Origin of the sequence: Jeotgalibacillus sp. R-1-5s-1 (assembly GCF_004405105.1) — a bacterium.
Classification (GTDB): Bacteria; Bacillota; Bacilli; order Bacillales; family Jeotgalibacillaceae; genus Jeotgalibacillus.
The window spans coordinates 344755-361103 of record NZ_SORW01000053.1 but is presented as its reverse complement, the minus strand read 5'-3'; the positions used below and the strand labels follow the sequence as shown (position 1 = coordinate 361103).

Genomic DNA, 16349 nt, shown 5'->3' with positions numbered 1-16349 from the left:
CCATCTGATCCACCTTCATTATACAAATAAAACATGTATAACAGAGGAACCAGAGAAAAATCTGGTTATCTATACTATACGAGCGCAGGGGGAGGGCGGTCCGGCTCTTTGTAAAATCCCCCACTCAATTGTTTTCAGAAAAATTAAACTTCTATCTTTTTCATGAATAACTATTGCATCTTCATAAAAACGCTGATATGATACATTCATCATAAAGAGAATAAATATACATTATTATTAATAAAAATACGAAAGAGGATGATATACATGTCAAACAAAAAAGTAGTTCTTGCATACTCAGGCGGACTTGACACATCAGTAGCAATTCAATGGTTAAAGGATCAGGGCTACGACGTAGTCGCATGCTGCCTTGACGTAGGCGAAGGAAAAGACCTCGATTTCGTAAAAGAAAAAGCATTAACGGTTGGAGCCGTTGACAGCTATGTCATTGATGCAAAAGATGAATTTGCACAGGACTTCGCATTGATTGCTCTTCAGGCACACACGATGTATGAAGGAAAATATCCACTCGTTTCAGCATTATCAAGACCGCTGATTGCAAAAAAGCTTGTTGAAGTAGCTGAAAAAACAGGTGCATCAGCTGTTGCGCATGGTTGTACAGGTAAAGGGAACGACCAGGTACGTTTTGAAGTTGCCATTAACGGCCTGAATCCTGAATTGGAAGTTCTTGCACCGGTTCGTGAGTGGGGCTGGTCTAGAGAAGAAGAAATCGACTATGCGAAAAAACACAATATCCCGATTCCGATCAATCTGGACAGCCCGTATTCCATTGACCAGAATCTTTGGGGGAGAAGTAATGAGTGCGGTATTTTAGAAGATCCATGGGCTGCGCCTCCTGAAGGATCTTACGATCTGACGGCATCCCTTGAAACAACACCAAACTCACCGGAAACGATTGAGATCACATTTGAAAACGGAGTGCCGGTTGCGTTGAACGGTCAGGGGATGGCACTGGCTGATATGATCCTGAAGCTCAATGAGGTTGCTGGTAAGCATGGAGTCGGAAGAATTGACCATGTGGAAAACAGACTCGTAGGGATTAAATCAAGAGAAGTATACGAGTGTCCGGGTGCGATCACATTGATGAAGGCGCATAAAGAGCTTGAAGATTTAACGCTTGTAAAAGAGATGGCTCATTTCAAGCCGGTCATTGAGAAAAAGCTGACTGAAATCATTTATGAAGGACTTTGGTTCTCCCCGTTAACAGATGCATTGAAGGCGTTCCTTGAAGAAACGCAGCAGTATGTAAACGGCGTTGTAAGAGTGAAGCTGTTCAAAGGACATGCCATTGTGGAGGGAAGAACGTCACCAAATTCCCTATACAACGAGAAGCTTGCGACTTATACATCAGATGATGAGTTCGATCACTCAGCTGCTGTTGGATTCATTAAGCTGTGGGGACTTCCGACAAAGGTTCACTCCATGGTTCAAAAAGAAAGCAAAAGTGTGAAGAGCTTATGAGTAAATTATGGGGAGGCCGCTTTTCTCAATCCCCTGAAGAATGGGTAGACGAATTTAATGCTTCCATCGGATTTGACCAGCAGCTTGTCATGGAGGATTTGGAAGGTTCGGTGGCCCACGTTACGATGCTTGGGGAATGCGGAATTTTAACGACAGAAGAAACAAATGAAATTTTACATGGACTGTCTGTATTGAAAGAAAAGGCAGCCGAAGGAAAGCTGCCGTTCTCGGTACAAAATGAAGACATTCATTTAAACCTTGAGCACTTTCTGATTCAGGAAATCGGACAGGTTGGTGGAAAGCTGCATACAGGACGAAGCCGGAATGATCAGGTTGCCACTGATATGCACCTGTATTTGAAGCGTCGCGTACTTGAAATTCAGGAGCTGATCCGCTCCGTACAGTCTGCGATTTTAAAGCAGGCAGGTGAGCATGTTGAAACCATTGCGCCGGGATACACGCATTTGCAGCGGGCCCAGCCGGTTTCATTTGCCCACCACCTGATGGCTTATTTCTGGATGCTTGAGCGCGACTACGGACGATTTGCCGATTCGATGAAGCGTATTGATCTATCACCACTTGGTGCAGGAGCACTTGCCGGGACAACCTTTCCGATTAACCGTCAGCGTTCAGCAGAACTGCTTGGATTTTCTTCGATCTATGAAAACAGTATGGATGCAGTCAGTGACCGCGATTTTATTATCGAATTTTTATCCAATGCATCGATGACGATTATGCACTTATCCCGTTTTGCAGAGGAAATGATTATCTGGTCCAGTCAGGAATTTCAGTTTATCGAAATGGCGGACGCTTTTTCTACCGGAAGCAGTATTATGCCTCAAAAGAAGAATCCTGATATGGCGGAGCTTGTACGTGGGAAAACAGGCAGAGTGTTTGGAAACCTGTTCTCACTTCTGACTGTGCTTAAGGGGCTACCGCTTGCCTACAATAAAGATATGCAGGAAGACAAGGAAGGCATGTTCGATACGGTTCACACACTAATGGGATCCTTAAAAATATTTGCCGGCATGATCGATACGATGAAGGTCAAGACGGAAAGACTGAGTCAGGCGGTCAACGAGGATTTCTCAAACGCGACAGAGCTTGCTGATTATCTCGCAGCAAAGGGGCTTCCATTCCGGGAAGCGCATGAAGTCGTTGGAAAGCTCGTGCTTACGTGTATTCAGCAGAATATTTATTTGAAGGACCTTTCATTGAAAGAAATGCAGGAGGCCTCTTCACTCATTGATGAGGAGGTATTTAACGTACTGGAACCTTCTGAAGCAGTGAAAAGAAGAGAGTCTGAGGGTGGCACAGGATTCAGCCAGGTGCGAAACCAGATTGAAAAAGCAAAAATCATACTGGAAGCATAAAAATGGGACAGGCATCGCGCCTGTCCCTCTGTTATTTTTAAATGTTGTATTCTTCGGTGTGTTCTTCTTTTTCAGGAGGTTCATCCGTCCGGACAACCAGCACATCGCATTTTGCAGCACGGACAATATGCTCAGAAATACTTCCTATCAGGAAACGTTCCATGGCATTTAATCCTGTGGCACCGCAAATAATCAGATCAGCTTCGACTTTCTGGGCGAACTCTTTTGGCACAAGCACTTTCGGAGATCCGTACTCTACAAAAATATTAACCTTGTTAACACCTTTGTTTAACGCTTCTTTCTTGTAATCTTCGAGCATTTCCTCTGCAAAAGATTCTGCGCGTTTTGCCACACTTCTGTCATACGCCTCAACAACGGCGAAAGAACGTGTGTCAATGACGTGAAGCAAATTCAGTGTTGCATTGTTACGTTTGGCAATCCCGATTGATTTTTTAAACGCCCACTCAGCTTCCTTAGAGCCATCAACTGCAACGAGAATGTGATCATAGCTTAATGTCATTGTTATCGCCTCCTTAGTTATATATTACCCCGGAGAGCGACAAAATTCCTGCTTATTTTTTTGAAATTACAGACATTTTGTGACTTTTTATGTTTTTCGTGATTTAAGTCCTGCATATAAAAGAGAGGCTGCGAGAAATACCGTGAAACCGGGTGATGCCTGATCAGGGATCAAGAGATAAAGTGGAATACATATGATCACGGTCAATAATGCAGGTGTATTGGCCAGTGATGTTCCTGTCATCAGTTTCAGTAAGTCATCTTCCTGAATAGCCAGACGTTTAAAAAACAAATAGTCCGTAACAATAATTGCTGACAGCGGAATAATGGCTGCCCCTAACAGTGAAATATAAAATTCTGCCTGTTCTACAATGACTGGAAAAAGGCTCAGCAGCGTAGCCGCTATGCCGAACAACATCGCACTATTGACCCGTCCAATTCTCGGAAAAGCATTCAGCAGACTGTAACCTCCCGTGTATGCATTACTGAGATTAATGGAGATCATGGAAATAACGGCGCCGGCTGCAATCAAAAGAATCAGTAGGGTGGAGTCCGTTAATTCACTTGCTGTTACAAACGGATTCACAGAACCGAGTGATGCGGCATAAAGCGTCCCGATCAGTGCAACAACTGTAAAGCCAACCGCATTTCCAATGAAGACGCCTGTAAACCCTTCGCCTGGGCTTTTAGCGTAACGGGTAATATCCGATGATGCACTGACTCCTGAAACATACTGAACAAAGGCAAGTCCTGCGAAAAATAAAAACATACCGGATGAAAACTCACCGGTGTTCATGTTAATCGCATCGGCGGAAGTCATATAGCGGATAATTAAATAAATCATCAGCCCCTGACTCAAAAAAAGTACAGGGATAAACCATTTAATCGTTTTTTTAACAGCGTCAAACCCGATCAGTGCAAGGACCGTCATCATAATTGAAAAGAGGGATGTCAGTAACAGTAAAGGAACGCTAATGTTAAAATACTCCCTCAAAATAAACTGAATCACCATTGAACCGCCGATGGTCTGGACACTGAACCAGTAAAGAGAGGTGATCGAACGGACTGGAGAAGCAAAGTACCTGGACAGTCGAGTACCAATCATCGTGCGGATGACGTACTGAGCGGGAAGTCCGTGGCGGGCTCCAGGTAAAGAGAGTAGAGAAACGAGTAAAAAAGCAAGCAATGCTCCGGACATGGTGGAAGCCATTGCCCATCCGGCTGACAGTCCTCCAGTCAAAACAGCCAGTGCAGGCACAAGGACATTCCCTGTATTGACCGAAAAAGCGATCTGGATAAACGCGTACTCATACCAGCGGGTCTGCTTCAGTGAAGAAGGGACTTCATCTAACCCGATCTTTTCGATTTGTATTTTTCGAACTGCATTTGTTTTTTGCATAAGAATCTCCGTTAAATTTAATTAGCTTGTCTAAACAATAGTTAGTTTAACACACTAAAGGAAGTACGAAAACGCCATCAAAAAGTGCGAATAATTTGTTAATTCAGAAGCGTGAAATAAGTAACGACAAGGGATTGCGGATTTGTTAAAATGGAACTGGACATTTACAGCCTGATTAATACGGGCTTTTCACACAATTTTATACAGAGAAATGAAGGAGGAACAATCATGCGTATTGGTATTCCAATGGAAATTAAAAACAATGAAAACCGAGTTGCCATCACTCCATCAGGCGTGTACAACTTCGTTAATCAGGGACACGAAGTACTGATTGAAGATGGAGCGGGACTGGGATCCGGTTTTACAAATGAGGATTATACAGCAGCAGGAGCTTCTATTGCCTCAAGTGCATCAGAAGCATGGGCATGTGACATGGTCATGAAAGTGAAAGAACCGATTGCGAGTGAATACGGATATTTCCGTGAAGGATTAATTCTTTTTACATACTTACATTTAGCACCTGAGCCGGAACTGACTAAAGCACTCATTGATAATAAAGTGGTTGCGATTGCGTATGAAACTGTTCAGCTCCCTAATGGATCTCTGCCGCTGTTAACGCCAATGAGTGAGGTTGCAGGAAGAATGGCCACTCAAATCGGTGCGCAGTTCCTTGAAAAAATCCACGGCGGAATGGGCATCCTTCTAGCAGGAGTTCCAGGCGTTGCACGTGGTAAAGTAACGGTTATCGGCGGAGGTGTTGCCGGTACAAACGCAGCTAAAATGGCAGTAGGCCTCGGCGCGGATGTAACCATTCTTGACCTCAACCCTGAAAGACTGCGCCAGCTTGATGATCTGTTCGGTAATGACGTAACCACGCTTATGTCCAATCCGCTGAATATTGCTGAAAGTGTCGCGCAGGCAGATCTTGTTGTAGGTGCTGTATTAATTCCGGGTGCCAAAGCACCTAAATTAGTCACAGAAGACATGATTAAAGCGATGAAGCCGGGGGCAGTTGTTGTTGATATTGCAATTGACCAGGGTGGAATCTTTGAAACGACTGATAAAATTACAACGCACGATAATCCGACCTATACGAAGCATGACGTTGTGCACTATGCGGTAGCGAACATGCCTGGTGCGGTTCCGCGTACGTCAACGATTGCGCTGACAAACGTGACGGTTCCGTTTGGCATCCAGATTGCGAATAAAGGATATAAGCAGGCGTGCCTTGATAACGAAGCGCTGATGATGGGGATCAACTGTCTTGAAGGTTTTGTAACGTACAATGCTGTTGCGGAAGCGCACGGCCTTGAATATGCGAATGTTCGTGATTTGCTGACTCCTTAATTTTATTTACCGGGATCTGCGCTTTGGCGTGGGTGCCGGTTTTTTATTTCAAAGCCGGGCCGAACTCATCCTACGCTTTCCGCGGCCGCGCGGTGAGCCAGCTGTGCTGCGCACATCTGTCTCACCTGTCGCTTCACTGCCGCAGGAGTCTTCGGATGAGTTCGACCCTAATGATTTTTATAAAAAATTTATAACGAATCCTTTCATCCAAATGGATGAGGTTCATAAGATTTTGTGGAAGGTTCGCAAAAAAAGCGGTCTGTTTCGCAAAATATACGGTGAGGTTCATGGGATTTTGCCTCTGTTTCACAAGATTTTGCGAGACTTTCGCAGGATCGTGTCAATTTGCTTGTGTGGGACAAACTTTATTTAGTCGTCACTTCCTCTTCACATCAATAAAACAAGCTGCCTTCACGATAAAGGCAGCTTGTTTTGTTTAAAAGACCTGTAATGTTTTCGGGAATTTAGTCAGCGTTTCATAACCGTCTTTTGTTACGAGTACGTCATCTTCAATCCTGACGCCGGCTATGCCGGGAACATAGATGCCCGGCTCAATGGTAAAGGTCATGCCTTCTTCAAGAACCAGGTCGTTTTCTGATGTGATGGACGGATATTCATGCACGTTTAAGCCTAAACCGTGACCAAGGCGGTGTGGGAAATAATCTCCGTAACCTGCTTCTTGAATTACTTTACGCGCTGCAAGATCAAGCTCTTTTACCGCAACGCCTGGCTTAACCATTTCAAGCGCCGTCATCTCTGCCTTCAATACAGTATCATAAATTTCTTTTTGTTTATCGCTGATTTCACCGAACGCAACGGTTCTGGTGATGTCAGAGCAATAGCCTCTGTACACGACACCGAGGTCAAAGAGGACAAGGTCTCCCCGCTGAACTTTCGTCAGACCAGGTGTGCCATGTGGAGATGAAGCGTTTGCTCCGGTTAACACCATGGTTGAAAAGGACATCTCTGTGATGCCTTTTTTCTTCAGCTCGAATTCAATAGTTGCGAGGATTTCAAGCTCTGTTTTTCCTTCAGCGAGCTCCCGGCAGGCTGTTTCAATTGCGAAGTCGGCTAGTCTGGCCGCCTCACGCAAATACTGGATTTCCTGTTCGGATTTAATTACGCGCATAGAATTCAGCAGGCTGGATGCATCGAGAATCTCCCCATCTCCAAATACAGTCCGGATAGCTTCAAGTCTTTCAACGGTCAGATGATTTTTTTCAATCGCAATACTTTCAGGTGCACCTGTTACTTCATACAGCATAACCAGAGGGTTTTCAGTATCACTGTAACCAATGATCTGACCTTCCCATCCAGCCTTGCGTACATCTTCTGTCTCCATTCCGGGACAGACTAAAACAGGTTCACCGGATGAAGGGACATAGACAGCCAGCCACCTTTCGTGCGGATTGCTTCTGAATCCCGTCGTATAAGCTACATTTTCAGTGGAGGTTAGAAAAGCCGCTCCGATTTTATGTTCTTTTAAATAGTCCTGAATTTTTTTATACAAAGCTGCACGATCCTTTCTGTTTATCTATTTATCAAATTAGCACGATTCCAAAAAGAAGTAAACGCATTCAGACGTTTCTCGGAAAACAGAATAGGGTATCATGAAATGGTGTAAAATACTTATCCGGGAGGAATCAGACGTGCACATATCCTATCATGGACATTCAGTTGTAAAGATCGAAACGAACGGAAAAAAGATTTTAATTGATCCATTTATCAGTGGGAATGAATTGACGGATCTCACAGCATCAGATGAAACGCCGGATTTCATTATTCTGACCCATGGGCATAACGACCACGTAGGGGATACAGTTGAAATCGCGAAAAGAAACGATTCCCTTGTTATCGCACCCTTCGAACTGGCAAACTATATGGAATCACAAGGTGTTAAAGCACACCCGATGCATATTGGCGGTGCTTATCAGTTCGAATTTGGTAAGGTAAAGTTTACTCAGGCTTTCCATGGTTCGTCCTTTACAGAGGAAAATGGTAATGTCGTTTACACAGGTATGCCTGCAGGCGTTCTCGTAATGGCAGAAGGTAAAACGGTTTACCATGCCGGTGACACAGCTTTATTCAGTGATATGAAACTGATCGGTGACCGTCATCCGATTGACCTGGCATTCCTGCCGATCGGCGATAATTTTACAATGGGACCTGAGGATGCAGCCTACGCAGCAGAATTGCTTCAGGCTAAAACAGTCGTCCCGATCCACTTCAACACATTCCCGCCAATTAAACAGGACCCGGACAAATTTGCCGCATCCCTCAAAGAAGGACAAGGCAAAGTCATGCATGCCGGAGACTCAATCGAACTATAAAAATTACAACCAAAAGACTTCCATTCACTGGGGGTCTTTTTAAATGTTCTTTGATATAAAGACTGGCTTAATAGAGACTAAAGAGTAAGTTGGGATTTATGTTGTTAATTTTGAAATCAATTAATTTTAATGGCATTATATTCGAATATCTATGTTTATAGGATTTAAAATAGATTTCCCCATATAACTTGGAAGGGTTAATGATTGCACGTAACTTTGAAAAGTAGATTAAATGTTATAAATATTATAGGGTCGGATTCCCCCGAAGACTCCTACGGCAGAGAAGCGACAGGTGAGACAGCGTATTGCGGAGCAATAGCTGGCTCACCGCGCGGCCGTGGAAAGCGAAGGGGGAATCCGAACCGGTTCTCAACATTCACATTGAACCTTCTTCCGATAAACGGTTATAATAAAAAGACGAACAAATGACCGTATGGAAAGAGAGGACGAAGCCCGTGGCAACTAAACATGAACAAATCCTGCTTCATATTCATTCGCTTCCGGTTGGAAATAAAATATCCGTCCGGCAGATCGCGAAAGATATGACCGTCAGTGAAGGGACGGCTTACCGTGCCATTAAAGAGGCGGAAAACAAAGGGCTGGTCAGCACGATTGAGCGTGTGGGAACGATCCGGATTGAAAAAAAGGAACGCGAAAATATTGAACGTCTCACCTATGCCGAAGTCGTTAATATTGTAGATGGGCATGTTGTGGGTGGAAGAACCGGACTACATAAAACATTAAATAAATTTGTAATTGGCGCTATGAAGCTTGAAGCGATGATGCGTTATACGGAAGCCGGAAACCTGCTGATTGTCGGAAACCGTACAAAAGCACATGAGTATGCGCTGAATGCAGGTGCAGCTGTTTTGATTACCGGAGGTTTTGATGCAGAGGAATCGATCAAGAAGCTTGCAGATGAGCTTGAGCTTCCGGTTATTTCAACGAGCTATGATACGTTTACCGTGGCGGCGATGATCAACCGGGCGATTTATGATCAGCTGATCAAAAAAGAAATTGTCCTTGTCGGCGATATTTTAATTCCTGTTGAAAAGTCCTACTACCTCACATCTAAATCAACAGTGAAGCAGTGGGGGGAACTGAACACTGAAACGAAGCACAGCCGATTCCCTGTTGTTGATCCAAATTCAATGAAGGTACTTGGCATGGTAACATCGAAAGATATACTGGGTCGTAAAAAAGACGAATTCATTGATAAAGTAATGACCCGGCATCCACTTACTGTCAGCATGAAGACAAGCGTGGCTTCAGCTGCTCACGTTATGATCTGGGAAGGGATTGAATTGCTCCCGGTTGTGAATGAGACAAATCAGCTTCAGGGTGTCATCAGCCGTCAGGATGTACTGAAGGCGATGCAGATGATTCAGCGTCAGCCTCAAATTGGTGAAACGATTGACGATTTAATTTTAAAGGAAGTCAAAATTGAAAAAAATGAGCAAAAGCGTCAAACCTTCCAGGTTACGCCACAGATGACGAATCATTTAGGGGCGATTTCGTACGGTGTATTTACAACACTTGTGACTGAATCAGCCAACCAGCTTTTAAAAGAATATAAGCGCAGTGATCTCGTTGTTGAAAATATGACCATATACTTCATCAAACCGGTCCAAATGGAGAGCATGATTGAAATTGTGCCAAGGCTGCTTGATGTCGGCCGCAAGTTCGGGAAGGTGGACGTGGAAGTATTCAGTGAAGGGAATCTTGTAGGAAAAGCGATGATGATGTGTCAGCTTCTTGAAAAGTAAAAAACCGGCGGTCAGCCGGTTTTACTTTTTCTCAAATTCAGCCCAATCTTTTTCTTCCTGGGCTAACAGAGGCGTATAATGTTTGTAAGCTTTAAAGCGGGCAACGGCACTCGTAAAACCGATCACCATGAATAGCAATGCAATAATGTAAGTGAAGATCAGGTCAGAAGCCAGTTCGAAATTAAAAAGAAACAATGTATTTAATCCGACTAATCCCATTCCAACTCCCAGAGCCATACCGGCCCGGCTTTTATGCCACATTTTTTCAACAGGGCGCGGAGTGCGGATCTGTTTGGTTTTAAAATAAAGATAGGCAACAGCTGACATAATAATCAGGAAAACAAAAATAGGCATTCAAATTCCTCCATCAATAAACTACCTTTTATTGTAGCGGGAGTGAACAATAAATTCCACTGTTGGATGTAAAGGAGCATATAAATGAAACAGGAAATTATTAATTTGATTAAACAATATGAAACAATTATTTTACATCGTCACGTCCGTCCAGACCCGGATGCATATGGATCACAGGCAGGCCTCGGAGCCATTATCCGTGAAACATTTCCGGAAAAAAAAGTGTATCTTGCAGGACAACCGGAGCCAACACTGAATTTTCTGGCAGAGCTTGATGAGATTAAGGATGAAACATTTGAAGGTGCGCTCATCATTGTCTGTGACACGGCCAATACGGAGAGAATTGACGATCAGCGTTATCTGAAAGGTGCCAAAGTAATTAAAATTGATCACCATCCTAATGAGGATCCATACGGTGATCTCCTTTGGGTCGATACTTCTGCAAGTTCAGCTAGTGAGATGATTTATGAATTATATTTATCAGCTGATGGTGAACTGAAAATGAGTGATGAAGCAGCCAGGCTCATTTATGGAGGCATCGTAGGAGATACAGGGCGTTTTCTTTTCCCGAGTGCGACACAGAAAACGTTTGATTATGCAGGGGAATTAATTAAGTATAACTTTGACCGTACAGCCCTTTATAACGATTTATATGAAATGGATGCGCATGTTTTGAAGCTTCAGGGATATGTCCTTCAAAACTTTGAGATGTCCGAAAACGGTGCAGCCTATTTAAAGTTAACAAAGGAGAAGCTCTCGGAATTTGGTGCACTCCCTTCCGAGGCATCATTACTTGTCAGTACATTAGGCAGTGTAAAAGGTATTAAAGCATGGGTGTTTTTTATCGAAGAGGATAAGGAAATTCGCGTACGCCTTCGCTCGAAAAAACCTGTCGTCAATGAACTGGCGAAGGAATATAACGGCGGTGGTCATCCGCTCGCAGCAGGTGCTTCCATTCAGGAATGGTCTGATGCTGATATCATTATCGAAAAGCTGGAAACACTTTGCCGTAACTAAAAAGAGGTGAGGAACGATGTCATTTGTTCATTTACAGGTTTTAAGTTCATACAGCCTCCTCAGCAGCACCATTACCATTCCGGAGCTGATCAGGCGGGTAAAGGAACAGCGGATGTCTGCTGTCGCGCTGACGGATCATAATGCAATGTATGGCATGGTTCCTTTCTATAAAGCGTGCAAAAAAGAAGGCATTAAACCGATTGCCGGATTAACAGCAGACATACAGACAGAGGATGGCCAGACATTTCCACTCGTTTTGCTTGCTGAAAATCAGGAGGGCTTCCGCAATTTAATTAAGATTTCCAGTGCCATACAGACGGCATCCGATCAGGGTCTCCCAATTAAATGGCTGAAGTCCTATCGCTCAGGACTGATTGCACTTACACCTGGAACAGAAGGGGAAATAGAACATTATCTTGAAACCGGAAACCTGGAAAAAGCGATGGAACGATCGGTCTTTTACAGTGAACTATTTGGCGAACAACATTTTTATCTCAGTCTGCAGGCACAGGCATCAGCTGAATCGAAAATAAAAATGGCAGATCTTTCGGAAAAGACGAATATCCCCTTAGCTGCTGCAGCAGAAGCGCGGAGCCTGTCAAATGAAGAGAAGACCTCCCTTGAAGCGTTGTTCGCTCTTCGGGACGGCTTACTGCTCGATGATGTTTCGATCCAGTCGGATTATTCGTTCCGGTCAGCAGAGCAGGCAGTCAGCGAGCTTGGAGATTATCCTGAAGCGCTGGAGCAGACACTGAACATTGCAGCGCGGTGCCACTTTGAAATTGATCTGGAAGGTTCTCATTTACCTGTCTATCCGTTACCTGATGATGTGTCATCCGGTGAGGTGCTGTCGCATTTATGTAAAACCGGCCTCGGGAAACGAGTGCCCGGTTTTTCTGACGTTTACCGTAAAAGGCTTGAATACGAACTGCAGACAATTGAACGGATGGGGTTTAATGATTATTTCCTGATTGTCTGGGATTTTATGAAGTTTGCAAGAGACAATCAGATCCTGACCGGACCAGGGCGGGGCTCGGCTGCGGGCTCACTTGTCGCTTATGCACTGTACATCACCCATGTAGATCCGATTGAGCATGGGCTGTTGTTTGAACGGTTTTTAAATCCTGAACGGATTACTCTCCCGGATATTGATATTGACTTTCCTGACCACAGGAGGGATGAAGTGATTCAGTATACCGCAGAGAAATACGGGATCAGACATGTCGCGCAGATTGTGACGTTTGGCACTCTTTCAGCAAAAGCCGCAGCACGTGATACAGCAAGGGTATTCGGAATGTCTACAGGTGAGATGGAAGTAATCTCAAGATCCATTCCGTCAAAACCGGGTATTAAACTCGATCAGGCTTTTGCTGAATCGGAGCCGCTCAGAAGATTTGTGAATCAGTCAGCACGTTACATGAAATGGTTTGAAACCGCCAAAAATCTTGAGGGTCTTCCCCGGCATACGTCCACGCATGCGGCAGGTGTCATCATCAGCGGGCTGCCACTTGCTGAAATCGTGCCGCTTCAAAAGGGAACCGATTACGCTCATCTCACTCAGTGGCCGATGGGAATATTAGAGGAAATCGGCCTTTTGAAAATGGACTTTCTTGGACTGAGAAACCTGACGATACTTGAGCGGGTTATTCAATCCATTAAGAAAGCTAACCCCGGCTTTACACTTGATCGAGTTCCATTTGATGACAGTAAAACCTTCGAGCTTTTGGGAAAAGGGTGGACCAGCGGCGTTTTTCAATTTGAAACAGAGGCGATGCAGAAGGTTTTGACTGCTTTAAAGCCGACGGAATTTGAGGATCTAGTGGCCGTAAATGCCTTAAACCGTCCCGGACCGATGGAATTTATCCCTCAGTATATCCGCAGAAAGTATAAGCAGGAAGAGACGGTTTATCTCCACGAAGACCTGGTGCCAATCTTAAAACCTACGTTCGGTATTATTGTGTATCAGGAGCAGATTATGAGGATTGCAGCCGTTTTTGCAGGTTTTTCACTCGGTCAGGCAGATATGCTCAGAAGGGCGGTCAGCAAAAAGAAAAAAGAAGATCTTGATCGTGAACGGAGCCGTTTTGTGGAAGGCTCTGTTAAAAAAGGCTATACAGCAAAAACAGCAAATGAGCTGTACGATTTAATAGTCCGTTTTGCTGACTACGGATTCAACCGGAGTCATGCTGTGGCATACAGTATTATTGCCTATCAGCTTGCCTACCTGAAAGCCAATTATCCGGCCGAATTTATGGCTGCCCTGATGACGACGTCTACAGGGAATGAAGATAAACTTGCAATTTATATCCGTGAGTCCAAACGGTTAAATATTCTCATACAACCACCGTCTATCAATCACAGCATGCGATATTTTAAATGTTCGGGAAACAGTATTTTATTCAGTCTGAGCGCCATCAAGGGAATCAGTTCCGCTGCTGCTGCAGAAATCATTGAAGTACGGAAGGAAAAACGATTTATTGATCTTTTTGATTTCTGTGCAAGAATGCCAGCCAAATATTTAAATAGAAAGTTTCTTGAATCACTCGTGCTGTCCGGTGCGTTGGATGAATTCGGAAAAGATCGCTCCGTTTTACTTGCCACCATCGATGTGGCGATTGAGCACGCGTCCCTTGTGCGCTCAGATGGAGACAGTCTGTTTGAAGATCTTGACATCCGTCCGAAGCATATTCAGGCTTCACCTATGCCTGCGATTGAGAAGCTCACTTTTGAAAAAGAGGTCCTGGGCATTTATTTATCTGCACATCCGTTATCCGCTTATCAGGACAGTCTGAAGAAGATGAGTACAGTTTCCATTTCTGAATTAAAAGCAGGGCAGAAGACTGTGACGGTTGGAGTGCTTGTCTCTTCCGTCAGGGTGATTCGTACGAAAAAGGGAGAAAATATGTGTTTTGCTTTACTGGGAGATGAGACAGGTGACGTTGATGCTGTTGCATTTCCCGAAGCCTTCAGAAAATATTCTGCTGTCTTACAAAAAGGGCAGCTGCTCGTTGTAAAAGCAAAGATTGAAGACCGTGATGGAAAGCTGCAGCTGATCTTACAGCAGGCACTTCCCGCTGAGCAGTTCAGGGAGATCGCAGAACAGAAAACCGTTTATCTGCGTATTCCTGCAGGTGCTGACCGCGAACAGATTAAGCTTGAAATACTGGCGCTCAGCAAAAGGTACAGGGGTAATCAGAAGGCTGTTATATTTATTGAAGAAACGGGTGAGAAAACGATTCTCCAGGGCCATAACGGAATCAGTGCTGACGCTGACAGTATCGCGGAATTTAAAAAGTTACTCGGCAGCCGTCATGTTGTTATCCAATGAATTGCAATACATTCTCTATATTTGATATAGTTAGAAAGAGTTTTATGTGGTCAGACCAATTGTAAAATACAGGTTAACTTTTTGGAGTTATGAATATTAATCTTTGTTAAAGCCATTGCTGCTGATCCGTTTCCTTTATACATTCAGCACAATTCCATTTAGCACAGCAAAATTTAGGAGTGAAAACCGTTGTCTTTAAGAGATGAAGCACTGCATATGCACAGAATTAATCAGGGAAAACTAGAATCTAAATCAAAAGTACTCGTTCGGAATGCAGAAGAACTAAGTCTTGCGTATTCCCCGGGAGTAGCTGAGCCCTGCAAGGAAATTTACGACAAACCGGAAACCGTCTACGATTATACGATGAAAGGCAATATGGTGGCGGTTGTTTCTGACGGCACTGCTGTACTTGGTCTTGGGAACATTGGTCCTGAAGCCTCTTTGCCGGTAATGGAAGGGAAAGCGGTTTTATTTAAAAGTTTTGCAGGAGTCGACGCATTCCCGATCTGTCTGAATACAACAGAGATTGATAAAATCGTTGAAACCGTTAAACTGATGGAGCCAACTTTCGGGGGAGTGAACCTTGAAGATATAGCTGCTCCACGCTGCTTTGAGATTGAGGAGCGTCTGAAAAAAGAAACGAATATCCCGATTTTCCATGATGATCAGCACGGCACAGCGATCGTTACCGTTGCAGGACTTGTGAATGCGCTGAAAATTACGGGAAGAGAATTTTCGTCAATTAAAGTTGTCATGAACGGTGCCGGCGCAGCCGGGATTGCGATTATTAAACTTTTGTACAGCTATGGTGTCCGTGACATTATTATGTGCGATTCAAAAGGTGCTATCTATGAAGGTCGTCCTTATGGAATGAACGAAGTTAAGCATAACGTCGCTAAAATTACAAACCGTGAGAAGCTTGATGGTTCCCTTGGTGATGTAATCAAAGGCGCTGATGTATTCATTGGTGTATCTGTTGCGGGAGCTCTGACTGAGGAAATGGTGTCAGAAATGAATGATGATGCCATTTTGTTTGCAATGGCAAATCCGGTTCCTGAAATCATGCCGGCATTGGCTAAATCTGCAGGCGCACGGGTAGTTGGTACCGGCCGCTCTGATTTTCCAAACCAGGTTAACAATGTACTTGCATTCCCGGGAATTTTCCGTGGGGCATTAGATGTTCGTGCTACACATATTAATGAAAAAATGAAAATTGCAGCCGTTGAAGCGATTGCTTCCCTCATTTCAGAGGATCAGCTGAATGAGGATTACGTAATTCCTGCACCGTTTGATCCGCGTGTGGCACCTGCCGTTGCGGCAAGTGTAGCCAGAGCAGCGATGGAAACGGGTGTAGCGCGTATAAAGGTTGATCCTGAAGAAATTCGGGAAAAGACGGCGCGGCTTTCGTTAATTGGAAAGAGTGAGTGAGAATAG

General features: G+C 44.2%; 12 protein-coding genes. 8 read left to right on the top strand and 4 right to left on the bottom strand.

Going from position 1 to position 16349, the window contains the following annotated elements; all coding sequences use genetic code 11:
• The first annotated feature begins 267 nt into the window (after positions 1 to 267).
• Together E2491_RS17215 and argH are read left to right on the top strand one after the other, a co-directional pair.
• Positions 268 to 1482 carry an argininosuccinate synthase gene (locus E2491_RS17215; RefSeq protein WP_134376854.1) on the top strand — a complete coding sequence of 405 codons (1215 nt, stop codon included), beginning with the start codon at positions 268 to 270 and terminating at the stop codon, positions 1480 to 1482.
• Positions 1479 to 2855: an argininosuccinate lyase gene (gene argH / locus E2491_RS17210; protein ID WP_134376852.1), complete on the top strand. Its 1377-nt coding sequence runs from the start codon at positions 1479 to 1481 to the stop codon at positions 2853 to 2855. Before E2491_RS17215 ends, argH begins: the two co-directional genes overlap by 4 nt.
• A gap of 37 nt (positions 2856 to 2892) precedes the next feature.
• On the opposite strand, the gene E2491_RS17205 is transcribed toward argH, so the two are convergent.
• Both E2491_RS17205 and E2491_RS17200 read right to left on the bottom strand, forming a co-directional pair.
• Positions 2893 to 3375 carry a universal stress protein gene (locus E2491_RS17205; RefSeq protein ID WP_134376850.1) on the bottom strand — a complete coding sequence of 161 codons (483 nt, stop codon included), beginning with the start codon at positions 3373 to 3375 and terminating at the stop codon, positions 2893 to 2895.
• Between the two features lie 87 nt (positions 3376 to 3462).
• Positions 3463 to 4773 (bottom strand): cytosine permease, encoded by a 1311-nt coding sequence (locus tag E2491_RS17200; protein WP_134376848.1) that lies wholly within the window; start codon positions 4771 to 4773, stop codon positions 3463 to 3465.
• Between the two features lie 228 nt (positions 4774 to 5001).
• On the opposite strand from E2491_RS17200, the gene ald reads away from it, so the two are divergent.
• Complete coding sequence (ald, locus tag E2491_RS17195; protein WP_134376846.1) at positions 5002 to 6120, top strand: alanine dehydrogenase; 1119 nt, start codon at positions 5002 to 5004, stop codon at positions 6118 to 6120.
• A gap of 436 nt (positions 6121 to 6556) precedes the next feature.
• On the opposite strand, the gene E2491_RS17190 is transcribed toward ald, so the two are convergent.
• Positions 6557 to 7630, bottom strand: coding sequence for a M24 family metallopeptidase (locus tag E2491_RS17190; RefSeq protein ID WP_134376845.1), 1074 nt, complete (start codon positions 7628 to 7630; stop codon positions 6557 to 6559).
• 139 nt (positions 7631 to 7769) lie between these two features.
• On the opposite strand from E2491_RS17190, the gene E2491_RS17185 reads away from it, so the two are divergent.
• Both E2491_RS17185 and E2491_RS17180 read left to right on the top strand, forming a co-directional pair.
• Complete coding sequence (locus E2491_RS17185; protein WP_134376844.1) at positions 7770 to 8450, top strand: metal-dependent hydrolase; 681 nt, start codon at positions 7770 to 7772, stop codon at positions 8448 to 8450.
• Between the two features lie 455 nt (positions 8451 to 8905).
• A complete protein-coding gene (locus tag E2491_RS17180; RefSeq protein ID WP_208528092.1) occupies positions 8906 to 10216 on the top strand; it encodes a DRTGG domain-containing protein in 1311 nt (436 codons plus the stop codon).
• A 21-nt stretch (positions 10217 to 10237) separates the two neighbouring features.
• Here the strand turns inward: E2491_RS17180 and E2491_RS17175 are convergent, their stop codons facing one another.
• Positions 10238 to 10570, bottom strand: a complete 333-nt coding sequence (locus E2491_RS17175) for a YtpI family protein (protein ID WP_134376841.1) — start codon at positions 10568 to 10570, stop codon at positions 10238 to 10240.
• A gap of 84 nt (positions 10571 to 10654) precedes the next feature.
• Here E2491_RS17175 and E2491_RS17170 point away from each other — a divergent pair, with 84 nt between their 5' ends.
• From E2491_RS17170 to ystJ, 3 genes are all read left to right on the top strand, one after another.
• Positions 10655 to 11587, top strand: coding sequence for a DHH family phosphoesterase (locus tag E2491_RS17170; RefSeq protein WP_134376840.1), 933 nt, complete (start codon positions 10655 to 10657; stop codon positions 11585 to 11587).
• Positions 11588 to 11603: 16 nt separating this feature from the next.
• Positions 11604 to 14915, top strand: coding sequence for a DNA polymerase III subunit alpha (gene dnaE, locus E2491_RS17165; protein WP_134376839.1), 3312 nt, complete (start codon positions 11604 to 11606; stop codon positions 14913 to 14915).
• Between the two features lie 189 nt (positions 14916 to 15104).
• Positions 15105 to 16343, top strand: a complete 1239-nt coding sequence (gene ystJ, locus E2491_RS17160; RefSeq protein ID WP_134376838.1) for an NADP-dependent malic enzyme — start codon at positions 15105 to 15107, stop codon at positions 16341 to 16343.
• The last annotated feature ends 6 nt before the right edge of the window (positions 16344 to 16349 follow it).

Bases quoted from the DNA above. Each gene is read 5' to 3' on its own strand.
- E2491_RS17170 (WP_134376840.1), top strand. From the start codon at position 10,655: ATGAAACAGGAAATTATTAATTTGATTAAACAATATGAAACAATTATT.
- ald (WP_134376846.1), top strand. From the start codon at position 5,002: ATGCGTATTGGTATTCCAATGGAAATTAAAAACAATGAAAACCGAGTT.
- E2491_RS17175 (WP_134376841.1), bottom strand. From the start codon at position 10,570: ATGCCTATTTTTGTTTTCCTGATTATTATGTCAGCTGTTGCCTATCTT.
- E2491_RS17205 (WP_134376850.1), bottom strand. From the start codon at position 3,375: ATGACATTAAGCTATGATCACATTCTCGTTGCAGTTGATGGCTCTAAG.
- E2491_RS17200 (WP_134376848.1), bottom strand. From the start codon at position 4,773: ATGCAAAAAACAAATGCAGTTCGAAAAATACAAATCGAAAAGATCGGG.
- dnaE (WP_134376839.1), top strand. From the start codon at position 11,604: ATGTCATTTGTTCATTTACAGGTTTTAAGTTCATACAGCCTCCTCAGC.
- E2491_RS17215 (WP_134376854.1), top strand. From the start codon at position 268: ATGTCAAACAAAAAAGTAGTTCTTGCATACTCAGGCGGACTTGACACA.
- argH (WP_134376852.1), top strand. From the start codon at position 1,479: ATGAGTAAATTATGGGGAGGCCGCTTTTCTCAATCCCCTGAAGAATGG.